The organism is Allobranchiibius sp. GilTou38 (assembly GCF_017565325.1).
Classification (GTDB): domain Bacteria; phylum Actinomycetota; class Actinomycetes; order Actinomycetales; family Dermatophilaceae; genus Allobranchiibius; species Allobranchiibius huperziae.
Window position 1 is genome coordinate 86198 of the sequence record NZ_JAGEKN010000003.1, and the last position, 16529, is coordinate 102726.

The following is a 16529-nucleotide window of genomic DNA, read 5'->3' on the forward strand; positions in this document are numbered from 1 at the left end:
CCCTGAGGGGCGAAGGTTCGTGCACATCCCCGGCACGGCAGATCGGTCGTCCACACCCGCGGAGTTGGTGACTGCGCGGGCCGGGCACCCGGGGCGAGGCTCTCGGCCATGTCAACGGATCCGGAGCAGATCAGGGCCGCGGCCCGCATCGTGAGCGGCCTGGCCGCCCGTGCCCGGGCGGCATCGGTCGCCGTGACCGGAGCCGGGCACGCGCGGTGGGAGAGCCTGGGCGCGCAGCGCTTCCGGACCCAGCTGGGGGTGCAGCACGGCGCGTTCCTGCGGTGTGCCGGCGCACTCGAGGACCTCGGCACCCTGCTGCTCAACCACGCCCTCCACGTCGAGTCGCATGAAGCGGCACTGGCCAGAGCCGCTCTCGCGGTGACGAACACGGCCGTGACCGTCGTGGACGACGCGCGTAGGACGGTGCACGATGCCGCAACGGTGGCCAGCGACGCGAGACACGTGTGGGACGACACGGGTGGCTGGGTGCTGCATGCGGTGAGCCCGCCGTGGTGAGTGTCGAGGCCGTCGAACTGCCGGCAGCCGGCGACGAGGCCGCCCGGGTGATCGCGTTCCTGGGGTCCGCGGTCCCGCAGGTGCGTGCTATCGCGGCGACGCAGACCCGGGTGATCACGATGAACGCGGCGTACGACGGCGACGACTTCGTGATGGCCGGCGGCGTGATCGGCGGTGACACGGTCACCGCCATGATCGGGCCGGCACACGAACTACCGGAGGAACTGTCCGCGATACTGGCAGCGCTCGGCCGGGCGACCTCGGTGCCGCCCACACCGCGCTTCGTGGGCCGCCCGGTACCGGTGCCGGACGCCCTCGTGCTCGTCGACGACATCCGGGCGGGTGGCGTCGACGGCGTGCTCGATGCCCTGCAGGTGGCGCGGCTCGATCGCGTACCCCCGTGGCTGGGGGACCTGGCCCACGGGGTGTCCGCCGCATTCCTGGTGCTGGTCAGCGACGAGGACCGGACCCGGTTGGGCGTCCACCTGGTCGGCCTGACGTGCGGCTGGGGTCACCTGGAAGAGACCCACGACGGACTGTCGATGCGACCGGCCGGGCTGATCGAGGTCGGGACGCACCTGCGGGACGTCTGTCTGGCGGCAGCCGCGCTGGCGAACTCGACACGGTGATGTCGGCATCCGGGGACGGGGCATACCGCTCCGGCGGCGGTGCGGCGTCCACCCATGCCCACTACGACGACATGCTCACCAGCGCCCGACTGCTCGACACCGCCGGCGACCACGCCCGGGCGCTGTCGACCGATCTGACGATGACGATCGCCCGCCTGCCGGTCACCGGGACGCTGATGTCGCCGGGCACCGCCGTCCAAATCGGCGAGCGCACGGTGGCCCTGACGATCGGCCCGCACGGGCTCGTCGTGCTCTGCGCCGATCTGGAGCTGATGGCGCGAGGGGTGCGCCTGTCGGTCGACTACTACCGGACGCGGGACGCCGCGGTCGCCGATGCCCTCACCGCCTACCACTTCGGGGTCGCCCTACCGCACGTTGTGTCCGCCGTCGGGAGCGCGGCAGGTGCGGCGGCGGCGTTGACCTACCGCGACTACAGCCTCGCAACGCTGCGGGACCCGGCACATCCGCGCATCGACCCGGTGACGGCGTACGAGCGCTGCTTCACCTCCGCGATCTCCCGTGCCGCCTATGACGATCCGTCCCTGACCGATGACGCGGTGCGGTCGGCACGCCTCGTGGCCTACGTGCTGGGCGACCGGGGCGACTTCGACCACCAGGTCGCCGCGATCCTGGGCATCGCGACCGCTCACGGATACCTGCTCGATTCCACGAAGCTGACGGTGACGGCGGCGGGCACCCACACGAGTGCCGGTCCCCGCACCAAGGGCAGCATCGGCACGCTGGTCGCCGACGATGCATGGGCGGAGCGAGCCGGAAACGCGCGCCGGTCTCTCCTCAGCGTGCACTGTCGGATCGACGCGCAGGGCAGGGGCCACTGGGTGGTCGACCTCCCCGGCACTCAGAACTGGGGCGTCAAGATGCCGCGCGACCCGTCGGACGCCACGGCGAACGTACGCAGCCTGGCCGATGTGCCGAGCAGCCTCTATCCGGCGATCAGCGCTGCCCTCGCGGCCGCGATGAGAGCCCAAGGCGTCACGCCCGGCTCGGAACCGGTCATGCTGGTGGGCCACAGCCAGGGCGGCATCGTGGCCGCGCGCCTCGCACAGAATTCGCAGTTCCGGACCAGGTTCCGGGTCACCCGACTGATCACCGTCGCGGCGCCGACGTCCCGGATCGCCGTGCCGGGATCGGTCCGGGCGCTGTCCATCGAGCACACCTCCGACCTGGTCCCCCGCCTCGATGCGGCGGGGGAACCGGACGCCGTCAACCGCACGTACATCCGGATCGACCCCAGGTCGCGGATGCGTCCGGGCGACCACGACCCCATCGTCCAGCACGACCCGGACCTCTACGCCGACAGCGCCCGCCGCGATCTGGGCCGCGACAGCACCGATCCCCTGGTGAAGCGGTGGTACGCCGAGACCGAGGGATTCATGGACGGCACCGATGTCCGCTACGACTACAAACTGCACCGATGACGCGGGAAGATCGATGCGGACCGCAGGTCTCACACGCCGGCCGGCTCGCTCTCCTGCTCGATGACCGCGCCCTCGAACTGCGACATGTAGAGCCGGTAGTAGGCGCCCCGCGCCTTCATCAGCTCATCGTGGCTGCCCTGCTCCACGATCGAGCCGTGCTCCATCACCAGGATGGTGTCAGCGTCCCGGATGGTCGAGAGACGGTGGGCGATCACGAAACTCGTGCGCTCGGAGCGGAGCGCCGCCATGGCCTGCTGCAGCATCACCTCGGTGCGGGTGTCGACAGAGGAGGTCGCTTCGTCGAGGATCAGCAACGCCGGATCGGCCAGGAATGCCCGTGCGATGGTGATCAGCTGCCGCTCGCCGGAGGACAGGTTCGAAGCCTCCTCGTCGATGACCGTGTCGTAGCCGTCCGGCAGCGCGCGGGCGAAACGGTCCACGAACGTCGCCTGCGCCGCCGCCAGGATCTCCTCATCGCTCGCACCGAGCCGGCCGTACGCGATGTTGTCCCAGATGGTGCCGTGAAAGAGCCAGGTGTCCTGCAGCACCATGCCGATCCGGGAACGCAGCTCCGCTCGCGGGACCGTCGCGATGTCGACGTCGTCCAGCAGGATGCGCCCGGAGGTCAACTCGTAGAACCGCATGACCAGGTTGACGAGGGTGGTCTTGCCCGCACCGGTCGGGCCGACGATCGCGACCGTGCTGCCCGGGGTGACCTGCAGCGACAGGTGCTCGATGAGCGGCCGCGCGGGCTCGTACCCGAACGACACGTCGTCGAACTCGACTCGGCCCTGGGTGGTGCCCAGCGAAGCCGACCCGTCGTCGGTCTCCTCGGGTGCGTCCAGCACCTCGAAGACCCGCTCCGCACTGGCCACCCCCGACTGCATCAGGTTGACCATCGACGCCAACTGGGTGAGCGGTTGGGTGAACTGGCGGGTGTACTGCACGAACGCCGTGACCTCACCGAGCGTCATCGTCCCGGACGCGACGCGCAGTCCGCCGAGGACGCACACCACGACGTACTGCAGGTTGCCCACGAACATCATGATCGGCATGACCAGGCTGCTCACGAACTGAGCCCGCTGGCTCACCCGCATCAGTTCGCCGTTCTTCTCATCGAAACGCGCGCGCACCTGCGGGGTCCGCCCGAAGACCTTGACCAACTCGTGCCCGCTGTAGGTCTCCTCGATCTGCCCGTTCAGCTCGCCCGTGTGCTTCCACTGCGCCACGAAGAAGCGTTGCGAGCGCTTCATCACCTGGCGGGTCACGAGCAGCACCAACGGGATCGCGATCATCGCGATGAGCGTGAGCCACCACGAGATGGTCAGCATCATCACGATCACGCCGATGATGGTGAGCCCGTTGACCAGCAGTTGGCTGAGCGTCTGCTGCATCGACTGGCCGATGTTGTCGATGTCGTTGGTGACCCGTGAGAGCAGCTCCCCGCGCGGCTGACCGTCCAGGTGCCGCAACGGCACCCGGCCGACCTTGTCCTCGACGTCGTGGCGCAGCCGGTTCATCGTGAGCTGGATGGCCCGGTTCAGCATCCGCGCCTGGATCAGCTGGGTGCCCGCCGACACCACGTAGCACGCGAGGACCAGCAGCAGGATGCGTGCCACGTGTCCGAAGTCGATGCCCACGCCCGGCACCAGGTGCAGTCGCTCGATCATGTCGGCGTACGTCGACTGGCCCCTCGCCCGCAGGCCCGCGACCACGGCCGCCTTGCTCGACCCCGCCGGCAGGTGCCGCGCGATGGCGCCGGAGTTGATCGCGTCCACGGCCTTCCCGAGGATCCGCGGTCCGATCACGCTGAGGGTGACGGTGCAGACGGTGAGCACCAGGACGAGATACATGGTGCGGCGCTCGGGTCTGAGGAGTCCGAGCAGGCGGCGACCCGACCCGGTGAAGTCCTGCGTCTTCTCCCCGGCGCCCACTCCCATGGACGGTCCCCGCGGCCGACGCATCGGTGCGTCCTTCGGCTGTGCGCTCACGCGACGCTCCCCACTTCCTCGGCTCGCTGCGACTCGACGATCTCCTGGTAGGTCGGGCAGTTCCGCGCCAGCTCCTCGTGGGTGCCGATCCCCACCATTCGTCCACCGTCCAGCACCACGATCTGATCGGCATCGGCGATCGTGGAGATCCGCTGTGCCACGACGAAGACCGTGGCGTCCCGCACGTGCGGCGCGAGCGCGGTGCGCAGCCGGCGGTCCGTGGCCAGATCGAGCGCGGAGAACGCGTCGTCGAACAGGTAGATCCGCGGATGCGCGACCAGCGCCCGCGCGATGCACAGTCGTTGGCGCTGACCACCGGACAGGTTGGTGCCGCCCTGGTTCACCGACGCCTCGAGCTGCCCGTCGAGCCCACGGACGAAGCCGGTGGCCTGGGCGATGGCGAGCGCGTCCCAGATCTGCTCGTCGGTGGCGTCGGGGTTGCCGTAGCGCATGTTGGAGGCCACGGTCCCGCTGAAGAGGTAGGGCCGCTGCGGCACGATGCCGAGGTGTCCCCACAGCTTGTCGGGTCCATGTCGCGCACGTCGACGCCGTCGATGCTCACCGTGCCGTGGGTGGTGTCGAACAACCGCGCCACCAGGGAGATCAGAGTGGACTTGCCCGAGCCGGTCGAGCCGATGATCGCGACGGTCTGACCCGGGCGGGCCACGAGATCGACGCCGCAGAGCACCGGCTTGTCGGCGCCCGGATACTGCATCTCGACGTCCTCGAAGCGCACCACCCCACGGATCTGCTCCGGCTCCACCACGTGAACGGGCGGGTGCACGGACGGTTCCGTCTGCAGCACCCCCTCGATCCGCTCCGCGGCGACCGCCGCCCGCGGCACCATCATGACCATGAAGGTCGCCATCATCACCGACATCAGGATCTGGATCAGATAGGTCATGTACGCGGTGAGCGAGCCGATCTGGATCGTGCCCGCGTCGACCTGGTGCCCGCCGAACCACCACACGCCGACCGTCGACACGTTCATCACCATGAACACGGTCGGGAACAGTGCGGCCATCAGCCGGCCGACGCGGATGGAGGCCTGCGTCAGCTCATCGTTCGCGACAGCGAAGCGCTCCTTCTCGTACGGCTCCCGCACGAAGGCCCGGATGACCCGAACTCCCGAGAGGTGTTCTCGGATCACGCGGTTGACCCCGTCGACGCGCTTCTGCATCAGCCGGAACCCGGGGATCATCCGGCGCACGATCAGCCCGACCGCGATGCCGAGGACCACCATGGCGGCCACCATCAGGGGCGCCAGCGGAGCATCCTCGCGCAACGCCATGAAGATGCCGCCGACCATCATGATGGGCGCCGACACCATCAGCGTGCACGCCATCAACACCACCAGCTGCACCTGCTGCACGTCGTTGGTGTTGCGGGTGATCAGGGTGGGAGCACCGAACTGGTTGACCTCGCGCGCGGAGAACCGTGAGACCTGGGCGAAGATCGCGCCTCGTACGTCGCGGCCGAACGACATGGCGATCGTGGACCCGAAGAACGCGGCGGTGATCGCCGCGCCCACCTGGACCACGGTGATCGCCAGCATCCATCCACCGAGATGCCAGATGTAGGTGGTGTCGCCGCGGGCGACGCCCTTGTCCAGGATGTCGGCGTTCAGGCTCGGCAGGTACAGCTGGCAGACGACACTCGCCAGCTGTGCGGCGGCGAGGGCACCCAGCAGGCCGAGGAACGGCCGCAGATGGCGACGGACGAGACCGAGCAGCATGGATCAGGTCCCCTTCCTGGGGCGTGCGTGCGGTGAGCTCATGCCGGGGGCGGGGCACTGGGGACGCCGCAGCGCCCCGTACAGGAGCACGTCCACCGTCTCCTCGGCCGTCAGCATCCGGCCGTGCGTGATGTCGCGGTGGCTTCCCGCGAACGCGAGCATGCGCAGGATGTGCCCGAAATGCTCGGCGGACATGGTGAGTTCGGCCTGATGGGGCTCGAGTAGACGACGGAGCAGCTGCGCGGTGTCGGCACGGACCTTCTCGGCCGAGGTGCCGATCGCCTCCGCGGGTGGTGCGCTCAGGCCGAGCGCTCGCATGACCGTGAACGTGCTGGTCAGACGTTCGTGCAGCAGCTCGACGATGTCGATGAGGATCGGGCGCAACGACCGTGCGGCGTCGATCTCCCCCAGCCTCTCGAAGAGCGGAGTCGGGTCGAACGTGCGCTGCAGGACCGCCGTGCGCAGGTCGTCCTTGGTGTCGAACACCCGGAAGATGGTGCCCTCCGCCACCCCGGCGGCGTGGGCGATCTGTCGGGTCGTCGGCATCGTCTCGCACTCACGGATCGCTGCCACCGTCGCGACGACGATGGCGTCTCGGCGTTCCTGCGGGCTCATCGCCGGTGCGCGGCGCGCTCGCACGGTGTCGGTCATCTCGAGCACGCTAGCATGAGTGAGCACTCACTCACACCCGGTTTTCAGCCGCCCTCAGCGTCGTGGACAAGAAGGTGCGGGCCATCGAGTGGATCCGTCCAGACCTCCACAGCAGCGGGTGCGATCCGGGCACCGACTCGAACCGCGCGTCGCCCCCCAGACTTCGGATGCGACGTACGAGGTCCTGCGACGCATCGGCGTTGGTCATCGTGTCGATCTTGCCGTGCACGATCAGCGTGGGCGTACCGAGGAAGTCGTGCGCGTCGTACGCGTCGGACATCCAGGGAGCAAGTGCGACCAGGCTGCGGACCTCGGGACGGTGCACCAGGGCGAACGCGGTCCGCCCGCCGAGCGAATGTCCGAGCAGCCCGATCGGGAGGCCGGGGTAGGTCGCCGCCAGCCGGTCCAGAGCCCAGTCGGCGTCGAGCACCGGTGATCCCATGGCGCCGTTCCAGCCTCGAACCGCGTTGCGCAACAACACAACTGCGAGCCGCCCTCGACTACGGGCGGTGATGGACCGGGCAGCGAGCACCAACCGCAGGTAGCCCGGGTCCAACGACGGCGTGGCGACCGTGCTGCGTGGTGCACCACCGTGCAGCGCGAGCACCACACCCTGCGCACGACGCCCGGCGGGCAGGACCAGGTGCGGCTGCGCACCCTCGTGCTCGGGTCCGACCTCGGTGCGCGCCACCTAGACCTGCGTGCGGTGGAAGTTGCTGAAGGAGCGGCTGGCGGTAGGGCCTCGCTGGCCCTGGTAGTGCGACCCGTACTTCGCGCTGCCGTAAGGATTCTCGGCCGGCGAGGACAGCTGGAAGAAGCAGAGCTGGCCGATCTTCATGCCCGGCCACAGCTTGATCGGAAGCGTGGCGACGTTCGACAACTCCAGGGTGACGTGGCCGTTGAAGCCGGGGTCGACGAAACCGGCCGTGGCGTGGGTCAGCAGGCCGAGCCGTCCGAGGCTGGACTTGCCCTCCACCCGTGCGGCGATGTCGTCGGGCAGGGTGACCCGCTCGTACGTCGACCCGAGCACGAACTCGCCCGGGTGGAGCACGAAGGGCTCACCGGACTCCACCTCCACCAGCCGCGTCAAGTCCTCCTGGTCGGCGGCCGGGTCGATGAAGGGGTACTTGTGGTTGTCGAAGAGCCGGAAGAAGCGATCCATCCGGATGTCGATGCTGGACGGCTGGATCATCGCGGCGTCGTAGGGGTCGAGCTGGACCCGTCCCGCGTCGATCTGGGCGCGGATGTCGCGGTCTGAAAGGAGCACGGGGTGAGGCTACCCGTGCCCGGCGCCGACGAGCCGGCCCACGGTCATCGGGCCGCGGCGAGCGTCGCCAGGACGGCGACGCCCACCCTGTTGCGCACCCCCAACTTGAGTTGGGCGCTGGACAGGTGGCTCTTGACGGTGGCATCGCTGAGGTAGAGCTCCCGGGCGATCTCGGCGTTGCTGAGCTCGCGCGCCACCAGCCGGGCGACGGCGGCCTCACGTTCGGTCAGCTGCGCGAACGCGGCCCGGGCGACCTCCCGGTCGTGGGCCGCCGGCGCCGACAGCTCGCCGAACACCGCACGCACGCTGGCCGCCGACAGGGCTCCGCGGCCGGCGTCCACGTCGCGCACCGCGGTGACGATCTGGGTCGGCGAGGCCGTCTTCAGGAGGAACCCCGCCGCACCCGCACGCACCGACCGCACCACCACGTCGTCCAGATCGAAGGTGGTCAGCATGATGACCGGCGGCGGGGAGGGCAGCTGCTGAATCGCCGCGCAGGCACCGATCCCGTCCAGTCGGGGCATCCGGACGTCGAGCATCACCAGGTCCGGGGTCGACCGCTGGATCGCGGCGACGGCCTGGTCGCCGTCGTGCACGACACCGATCACGTCGATGTCCCCTGACACCTCCAGGATCATCTGCAACCCCTGACAGACGAGGGGGTCGTCGTCGACGAGCAGCACGCGTACGTGCCGGCCGTCGGGTGTCGGCGGCACGTAGGTCACAGCCCGGTCACTCGCGGTCATGCGCGTCGCTCCGAGGTGGGAGCACGGGTCGCCGACAGGGCGTCCGTTCGCTCGCCGGACCACGTCCAGGGCAGCAGCAGGGCCACCCGGAAGGCACCCTGCGGATCGATGAACGCCCGGAACTGACCGCCGTACTGCTCGACGCGTTCGCGGATACCGGTCAAGCCGTTGCCGACGACCAGAGCCCGTGGCGGGTGCTGGCGGCACCAGTTGGTGGTCACGACCTCGACGCCGGTCTGCGGACCACCGCGGACCTCCAGCCGGACGGGTGTGCCCGGCGCGTGCCGACGCGCGTTGGTGAGCAGCTCCTGCACGATGCGGTAGGCGCTGTGGCTGATGTGCGGATCGAGGGTGGCCGCCTGGTCCACGAAGATCGAGGAGAGCACCGGGTTGCCGGCATCCAGGGACTCGGTGACCAGCGTCGGCAGGTCGGCGACCGTGCGCACCTGCCGGGTGACGTCCGGAGCGTCGGGTGTCCGCAGCACGTTGAGCAGCGAGCGCAGATCGGCCATCGACTGCTGGGCGCCCTCGCGCACGAGTGCCGCGCTCTGCGCCATCCGCGGGTCGCTGCCCGCCGACACCTCGAGGGCACCTGCGTGCAGGGAGAGCAGGGAGAGGCGGTGGCCGAGCACGTCGTGCACCTCTCGTGCGATGCGCTCGCGTTCGGCCTGCCGGGCGACCTCGGTGCCGAGGATGTCCAGCTTGAGCTGAGAGGCGTTGCCGGTCTCGGCGGCCGCGTCGAGCTGCCGCCGCGCGGTGATACCGACGGCGGTCGCGACGGAGACGGACACCAGCACCACCACGATGAGAAGCACCAGCCACCAGGGGAATCCGCGGTTCGGGCCATAGGTGAAGATGCTCCGCCAGAACGACTGCACCGGGTACCGACCACGGGTGTCCCGGGCGACCCACACCACCGTGGCAGCACCCACCGCGAGTGCGGTCACCGGCACCCGCCAGTCGCGGACCAGCACGAGCACCGAGACCAGACCGACCAGCGGCAGAAACCCGTCGAGCGGCAGCGCGATGGTCGCCGCGCAGGCGGCGAGGGTCACCGGCACGGGCCACCGTCGGCGCCATACGAAGAGCACCAGCAGTGCGAGGTCGACGACGAAGGACATGCCCTCGACCGCGTTCGTGGGCACCGTGGCGCCCTGTTGGGTGATGCCGGTCCGTCGGGCACCGGTCGCCGACAGCGAGAGCACACCGGTGATGAGGGCGGTGAAGAGCACGAGGGTGGTGCGCAGCACGCTCCAGCGCAGCCGGGCGCGCCACCACGACATGGACTCCCCCGATGCGATCACGCGCTCAATCTAGGTGGCGCCGCCGACACCTGTGGCCAACCGATCGGATGGTCTTCGCGCGGACGAGTCACCCGATCGGCTGGTGGGTCGTGCCCGGTCGGGCGATGTGCGGTGCCCCCTGCCGGCAGTGGACTGGCGTCATCCAGTCACCGACTCCACAGGGGAGACCACCATGTCGCAGAACTACCCACCGCCGCACGACGACCGTTCGGGCGCAGGCCGATCGGGCTACCCCGGCCAGGGAGGGCAGGGAGGCCAGGGCGGACCGCCCGGAAGCTGGAACCCGCCCGCGCCGCCACCGCCCCCGAACGCGAAACGCAACTGGTTCGTGCGCCACAAGGTGATCACCGTCATCGGCGCGGTGGTCGTGATCGGGACCATCGCCGGTGTCGCGAACGGAGGCGGGTCGAGCTCGGCGTCGGATCCCTCGGCGACCGGCACCGCCGCGTCGTCCGCCGCCACCAGTGCGCAGTCGTCGGCCTCCGCATCGAGTTCGAGTTCGTCCAGCTCCCCGAAGTCCTCGGCGAGGAAGAGCACCTCGACCAAGAAGTCACCGGGCCTCAACACCCCCGTGAAGGACGGCAAGCTGCAGTTCGTCGTGACCAGGGTCCGCACCGGCGTGTCCAGCGTGGGTAACCAGTACCTGGGTCAGAAGGCGCAGGGCCAGTACGTGCTCGTATCCGTCACGGTCACCAACCTGGGCAAGGACTCCCAGACGCTGTCCGACTCCGACCAGGAGGTGAAGGACTCCCAGGGCCGCACGTTCAAGGCCGACAGCACCGCCGACCTCCACATCACCGGCAACCAGGTGCTCTTCTCCCAGATCAACCCGGGCAACAGCACGCACGGTGTCTTCGCCTTCGACATGCCCATCGGAGCGACACCGGTGTCGATCGAGTTGCACGACACGTCGTTCTTCTCCGACGGTGCGACGGTCTCGCTGCGGTGAGAGTCGCGCGAAGGTCACGAGCGGGGCGCCGCGAGGCGCCCCAGGGGGTGTTCGTGGGAGGGCCCTGAACGGGCCGGTGGCCGCCGACGTGTATCGTCTGGGGCCGCGCGAGTGTAGTTCAATGGTAGAACATCAGCTTCCCAAGCTGAATACGCGAGTTCGATTCTCGTCACTCGCTCCAGACGTGGAAAAGGCCCGCCCGAGAATGCATTTCGGGCGGGCCTTTCGTCGTGTTCAAGCCTGGTGGGTGCCCATCACGATCGCGCGCGCCAGGGTCTTGAAGGCGAGGTTGAAGGACACCACGGCGGGCGACACGGAGTCGTCCACGCCGAGGCTGTCCTCGCCGACGGCGTGCACCACGAAGTAGTAGCGGTGCGGCATGTCGCCCTCGGGCGGCGCGGCGCCGGTGAACGCGAGCGTTCCGCCGTCGTTGCGCACGTGGAACGACGATCCGGGCGTCGATCCGCCCTCGGCGCCCGCACCGGCGTCCAGGGACGTCACGGACGCAGGGAGGTCCACGAGCACCCAGTGCCAGAAGCCGGACGGGGTGGGCGCGTCCGGGTCGAAGCAGGTGACCACGAAGGACTTGGTGCCCTCGGGGGCACCGGACCAGGACAGCTGGGGTGAGTTGTCGCCCGAGGCCGCGACCTGGTCGGCCTTCAGCGGTTGCCCTTCGGTGACGTCGTCGCTCGTGACGGTGAACGACGGCACCGACGGGAGCAGTTCGTACGGATTGGGGGACGCGGGACGTTCGAGACTAGACATACCCGCGACACTAGCGAGTCAGTGCGCGGGTGCGCCGCCGTCTGCCGCGACCCCGGACTGCCGACAGCTCGCGCACACGCCGAGCAGCGCGGCATGATCCGGCGCGATCTCGAAACCCATTGCGTCGAGGGTCTTCTCGCGCACCTGATCGAGCCAGGCGGCGGGCATGTCGAAGAACCGCAGGCACCTGGTGCACTGCAGATGCGCGTGGCCGTGACGGCCGGGCTGGCCGTGCTCTCCCTGCTCGCCGTCGGTGCGGGTCGACGCCGTCAGGTGATAGATCGTCGGGCCGCCCGGTACGTGGGTGTGCGCCACGACCCCGAGCGTCACCAGCGACTGCAGCGAGCGGTAGACGGTCGCGCGGTGCACCCCCGGCTCCCGGGCGTCGACACGGGCCGCCACCGTCTCCGCGTCGAGATGGTCGCGACTCTCGTCGAGCACCTCCAGCACCGCGCGACGAGCCGGCGTGACCCGCTCCCCGGACTCCCGCAGTCGCTTCACCGCACCATTGACCGCCGCCGATTCGCGCATCACGAGGACGTCCGGTCCATCAGGTCGCCCATCGCCGCTCGCAGTTTGGACGCGATGCTCGCCTGGTGCACGCCGTGCGCCTCCAGGTAGGCCGTGACGTCCTCGAGGAAATCGGTGTCGCCCTGCACGAGCTCCACCTCCATCTCGTGCCACTCACGGTCCAGACCGGCGTCGATGAGGTTGTGGGTGGTCACGTAGTCGTCGCAGGTGGTCGCGAGGTGGAGGCCGCCGGCCCGCAGGTCCCATTCGGTACGCCGGGTCTCGACCACGCAGACCGGCTGCGCCACCCGCTCCCCCAGCACCTCGGTCAGTTGTGACGTGAACACGGAGGGCACCGTCGTGTCGTCCTTCGTGGCGTCCAGCGGCAGCCAGATCTCCTCGCGGGCGTCCTCGCTGCGTGGCAGCTTCAGGTGCCACCCCGCGTCGGTGCCACCGACCCGGCGGCGCATGGTGATCCCGCGCGAGGCGAGGGCCACGTCGACGGTGTCGAAATATGTTGCCACCAGATGGAACCGGCGCTCGCCCGCGACGGTGCCGACGCCCGGCCAGTCGGCCGGATCCGGCGGGAGCGTCGCGTTCGCCAAGGAGAACTTGCGCTCGATCTCCAGGTGCGACGTCGGCCGGTCGTCGACCGCGGCGCGCAACCACTCGGCGTAGTCCGGGTCGACCTTCTCCAGCGGCAGGGCCACGATCTGCGGGACGTCGTAGGAGTGCAGCGCGCGCACCCGCGCCGCCAGCGTCTCGAACGCCGCAGCGGTGGTCTTGATGATGAGCAGCACCTCGGTCGCGTGCTGCACCCGCCCGTCCCACAGGTAGGTGGAGCCGATGCCCGGGATCTGCTGCACGCACGCGGCGAGTCGCTCTCCCACCACGGCATCGGCGATCAGGGTCGCCTCGGTCTCATCGGCGACCGTCGTCTGCACCTGCACGAACGGCGATGTCACCCCGTCATCCTTGCGCATCCTCCTGGGTCGCACGGCAGTGCACATCGCGATAGGACCGCATGCCGGCCGTGGTGTCCGCGGCCAGCACTGCGTGGCCGACCGCCCGCGTCACGCAGTCGGCAGCCCCCTCCATCAGCTGGTGGTACGCCACCGCGTCGGGCGCCGCGCGCTGACCGGTCGCGAGCGCGAAGATCGAGTCGCCGTCGAGCATCGTGTGGACCGGACGAACCGCTCGGGCCAGGCCGTCGTGTCCGATGCCGGCGGTCTTCTGGCACTGGGCCTTGGTCAGCGAGAGGTCGGTCGCGATGACGACGAGGGTGGTGGCCCTCCCGGGGCGGACGTCGTCCGCGCCGGGCCATCTGGGCGCGTTGCCGGACTCGGCGTCGCTCGGTGCGGGGCGGGGGTCCAGCCCGTCGAACTCACCGGGCAGACCGAAGCGAGCGGCGTACAGCTCCCCGGTGGCCTGGTCGACGGCGGAGCCGAACGCGTTGGCCACCACCAGTGCCGCGACGACACCCCCGCCGGGCAGGAGCTGGCTGGCCGAGCCGATGCCGCCCTTGAGGCCGCCGATGCGCGCTCCGGTACCGGCGCCGACACACCCCGAAAAGGCGGTCGCGCGTCCGGCCAGGGCATCGGCGTACGCCGCCCGCCCGAACCCGGCGTCCGGACGTGCCCGGTAGTCGCCGCCGCGCAGCAGGTCGAAGACGACGGCCGCCGGCACGATGGGCACGACCTGGTCGGGCTCGCCGATCCGGAAACCGACGCCGTCCTCCGCGAGGGCGTCCATCACGCCGGTCGCCGCCGCCAGCCCGAACGCCGATCCGCCCGAGAGGACGACGGCGTGCACCTGCTCGATGACGTTGCGCGGGTCGAGCAGGTCGGTCTCCCGGGTGCCGGGCGCACCGCCGCGGATGTCCACGCCACCCGTGGCGCCGTCCGGTGGGGCGAGGACGCACGTCGTACCGGTCAGCCATCCGTCACCGACGCGTTGGTGATGGCCCACCCGGACGCCGGCGACATCGCCGATCGAGTTCGTCGGGCCGGGCGCGAGCGTCATCGCGGCATCGTCGCATGCGGCCGGGAACGCGCTCTGACCTGCTGCGACACCAAGGAGCTTGCATAGCGCTACTCGTCGGTAGCACAATATGTTACCGACGAGTAAACCCCCGAGCACCATCATGCGAGGAGCCGGCCGATGAGCCACTACAAGAGCAACGTGCGAGACCTGGAGTTCAACCTCTTCGAGGTGTTCGGCCGGGGTGAGGTGCTCGGCTCGGGCCCCTACCAGGACGTCGACACCGACACCGCCAAGGCGATGCTGGCGGAGATGGCGACGCTCGCCGAGGGCGACCTCGCAGCGTCGCTGGTCGACAGCGACCGCAACCCGCCGGTCTTCGACCCCGCGACCAACTCGGTGAAGATCCCCGAGAGCTTCAAGAAGAGCTACGCCGCCTACCAGGCGTCCGGCTTCTGGGGCGTCGACGTGCCGGCCGAGCTGGGCGGCACCGTCGTACCCCCGTCCCTCAAGTGGGCGCTCGGCGAGCTGGTGCTCGGCGCCAACCCGGCGATCTTCATGTACGCCGCGGGCTACTCCTTCGCCAAGATCCTGTACATGCTCGGCACCGACGAGCAGAAGAAGCTGGCCGAGTACCTGGTCGAGAACCACTGGGGCGGCACGATGGTGCTGACCGAGCCGGACGCCGGCTCCGACGTGGGCGCGGGCCGCGCCAAGGCGGTCCAGCAGCCCGACGGCACCTGGCACATCACCGGCGTGAAGCGCTTCATCACCTCCGCCGAGCACGACATGTCCTCGAACATCCTGCACTTCGTGCTCGCCCGTCCCGAGGGAGCGGGCGCCGGCACCAAGGGTCTGTCGCTCTTCGTGGTGCCGAAGTACCACGTCGACCTCGCCACGGGCGAGCTCGGCGAGCGCAACGGCGCGTACGTCACCAACGTCGAGCACAAGATGGGCATCAAGGTGTCCACGACCTGCGAGGTCACCTTCGGGGACAGGGAGCCGGCCGTCGGCACTCTGCTCGGCGACGTGCACAACGGCATCGCGCAGATGTTCCGCGTCATCGAGCACGCACGGATGCTGGTCGGCACCAAGGCGATCGCCACCCTGTCGACGGGTTACCTGAACGCGCTGGAGTACGCCAAGGCGCGCGTGCAGGGCGCCGACATGACCGACGGCGCCAAGGACGCGCCGCGCGTCACCATCACCCACCACCCCGACGTACGCCGCTCGCTGATGCTGCAGAAGTCCTACGCCGAGGGCCTGCGCGCGCTGGTGATCTTCGCGGCGACCCAGCAGGACATCGTCGACCAGGAGGTGCTGCGCACCGGATCCGAGGAGTTCGACGAGAGCTCCCCCGCGATCATGGCCAGCAAGCTCAACGACCTGCTGCTGCCGATCGTCAAGGGTGTCGGCTCCGAGCGCGCGTGGACGCTGCTCGGCACCGAGTCGCTGCAGACGTTCGGCGGGTCCGGCTTCCTGCAGGACTACCCGGTCGAGCAGTACGTGCGCGACGCGAAGATCGACACGCTGTACGAGGGCACCACCGCGATCCAGGGCCTGGACTTCTTCTTCCGCAAGATCGTCAAGGACCAGTTCGCCGCGCTCGGTGCGCTGGCCGAGCAGATCCTGCAGACCGTGAAGGGCGGGGCCGGCGACGACACACTCGGCCGTGAGCGCGAGCTCCTCGGCCAGGCGGTCGACAACGTGCAGGGCATGGTCGAGCACATGGGCATGACCGCGATGAAGGCGATCCAGGGAGAGCCGCAGGCGGCGTACACCGTGGGTCAGAACACCACCCGCCTGCTGCTCGCTGCCGGCGACCTGACGATCGGCTGGCTGCTCGTGCGGCAGGCCGAGGTCGCGCAGGCCCGACTCGACGCGGGGGATGCCGGCAAGGACCAGGCGTTCTACCAGGGCAAGGTCGCGGCCGCGCACTTCTTCACCACGACGGTGCTGCCCCGGCTCGCCGCCGACCGCGCCGTCGTCGAGGCCACCGACAACGCGCTCATGGAGTTGCCCGAAGCCGCGTTTTGATCGACCCGTC

At 69.7% G+C, this 16529-nt stretch carries 15 protein-coding genes, 1 tRNA gene and 1 pseudogene; 6 read left to right on the forward strand and 11 right to left on the reverse strand.

Annotated features, from left to right (window positions below; all coding sequences use genetic code 11):
* Positions 1–108 precede the first annotated feature (108 nt).
* Genes JOB34_RS00925 through JOB34_RS00935 form a run of 3 tightly spaced genes read left to right on the forward strand, consistent with a single transcriptional unit; the run spans position 109 to position 2584 of the window.
* The gene (locus JOB34_RS00925; protein WP_208050959.1) at positions 109–516 is read left to right on the forward strand and encodes a hypothetical protein; all 408 of its coding nucleotides are present in this window, start codon (positions 109–111) and stop codon (positions 514–516) included.
* Complete coding sequence (locus JOB34_RS00930) at positions 510–1145, forward strand: hypothetical protein (protein ID WP_208050960.1); 636 nt, start codon at positions 510–512, stop codon at positions 1143–1145. The genes JOB34_RS00925 and JOB34_RS00930 overlap by 7 nt, the downstream gene beginning before the upstream one ends.
* A complete protein-coding gene (locus JOB34_RS00935; protein ID WP_208050961.1) occupies positions 1145–2584 on the forward strand; it encodes an alpha/beta fold hydrolase in 1440 nt (479 codons plus the stop codon). Before JOB34_RS00930 ends, JOB34_RS00935 begins: the two co-directional genes overlap by 1 nt.
* Positions 2585–2613: 29 nt before the next feature.
* Here JOB34_RS00935 and JOB34_RS00940 read toward each other — a convergent pair whose 3' ends face one another.
* The 7 genes and pseudogenes from JOB34_RS00940 to JOB34_RS00970 all read right to left on the reverse strand — a co-directional run bounded on the left by JOB34_RS00940 (position 2614) and on the right by JOB34_RS00970 (position 10278).
* Entirely contained in the window at positions 2614–4548 is a 1935-nt protein-coding gene (locus JOB34_RS00940; protein WP_208051130.1) for an ABC transporter ATP-binding protein, read from the reverse strand.
* A gap of 23 nt (positions 4549–4571) precedes the next feature.
* Positions 4572–6310, reverse strand: a pseudogene (locus JOB34_RS00945) (ABC transporter ATP-binding protein).
* Positions 6311–6313: 3 nt separating this feature from the next.
* Positions 6314–6961 (reverse strand): TetR/AcrR family transcriptional regulator, encoded by a 648-nt coding sequence (locus JOB34_RS00950; protein ID WP_208050962.1) that lies wholly within the window; start codon positions 6959–6961, stop codon positions 6314–6316.
* A gap of 31 nt (positions 6962–6992) precedes the next feature.
* Positions 6993–7652: an alpha/beta hydrolase gene (locus JOB34_RS00955; protein ID WP_208050963.1), complete on the reverse strand. Its 660-nt coding sequence runs from the start codon at positions 7650–7652 to the stop codon at positions 6993–6995.
* Positions 7653–8228, reverse strand: coding sequence for a dCTP deaminase (gene dcd, locus JOB34_RS00960; protein ID WP_179478394.1), 576 nt, complete (start codon positions 8226–8228; stop codon positions 7653–7655).
* A 44-nt stretch (positions 8229–8272) separates the two neighbouring features.
* Positions 8273–8974, reverse strand: coding sequence for a response regulator transcription factor (locus JOB34_RS00965; RefSeq protein ID WP_208050964.1), 702 nt, complete (start codon positions 8972–8974; stop codon positions 8273–8275).
* Positions 8971–10278: a histidine kinase gene (locus tag JOB34_RS00970; protein ID WP_208050965.1), complete on the reverse strand. Its 1308-nt coding sequence runs from the start codon at positions 10276–10278 to the stop codon at positions 8971–8973. Before JOB34_RS00970 ends, JOB34_RS00965 begins: the two co-directional genes overlap by 4 nt.
* A 172-nt stretch (positions 10279–10450) precedes the next feature.
* Here JOB34_RS00970 and JOB34_RS00975 point away from each other — a divergent pair, with 172 nt between their 5' ends.
* Together JOB34_RS00975 and JOB34_RS00980 are read left to right on the forward strand one after the other, a co-directional pair.
* Positions 10451–11227 (forward strand): DUF4352 domain-containing protein, encoded by a 777-nt coding sequence (locus JOB34_RS00975; protein ID WP_208050966.1) that lies wholly within the window; start codon positions 10451–10453, stop codon positions 11225–11227.
* A gap of 107 nt (positions 11228–11334) precedes the next feature.
* Positions 11335–11408: transfer RNA gene (locus JOB34_RS00980), tRNA-Gly, on the forward strand.
* A gap of 53 nt (positions 11409–11461) precedes the next feature.
* Here the strand turns inward: JOB34_RS00980 and JOB34_RS00985 are convergent.
* Genes JOB34_RS00985 through JOB34_RS01000 form a run of 4 tightly spaced genes read right to left on the reverse strand, consistent with a single transcriptional unit; the run spans position 11462 to position 14524 of the window.
* Positions 11462–11992 (reverse strand): YbhB/YbcL family Raf kinase inhibitor-like protein, encoded by a 531-nt coding sequence (locus JOB34_RS00985; RefSeq protein ID WP_208050967.1) that lies wholly within the window; start codon positions 11990–11992, stop codon positions 11462–11464.
* Positions 11993–12010: 18 nt separating this feature from the next.
* Positions 12011–12523, reverse strand: coding sequence for a Fur family transcriptional regulator (locus tag JOB34_RS00990; RefSeq protein WP_243757481.1), 513 nt, complete (start codon positions 12521–12523; stop codon positions 12011–12013).
* Positions 12523–13467 (reverse strand): divalent cation tolerance protein CutA, encoded by a 945-nt coding sequence (gene cutA / locus JOB34_RS00995; protein ID WP_208050969.1) that lies wholly within the window; start codon positions 13465–13467, stop codon positions 12523–12525. The genes JOB34_RS00990 and cutA overlap by 1 nt, the downstream gene beginning before the upstream one ends.
* A 4-nt stretch (positions 13468–13471) precedes the next feature.
* Positions 13472–14524 (reverse strand): P1 family peptidase, encoded by a 1053-nt coding sequence (locus JOB34_RS01000; RefSeq protein ID WP_208050970.1) that lies wholly within the window; start codon positions 14522–14524, stop codon positions 13472–13474.
* Positions 14525–14662: 138 nt separating this feature from the next.
* Between JOB34_RS01000 and JOB34_RS01005 the strand changes: the two genes are divergently transcribed.
* Positions 14663–16519, forward strand: coding sequence for an acyl-CoA dehydrogenase (locus JOB34_RS01005; RefSeq protein ID WP_208050971.1), 1857 nt, complete (start codon positions 14663–14665; stop codon positions 16517–16519).
* Positions 16520–16529: the final 10 nt, after the last annotated feature.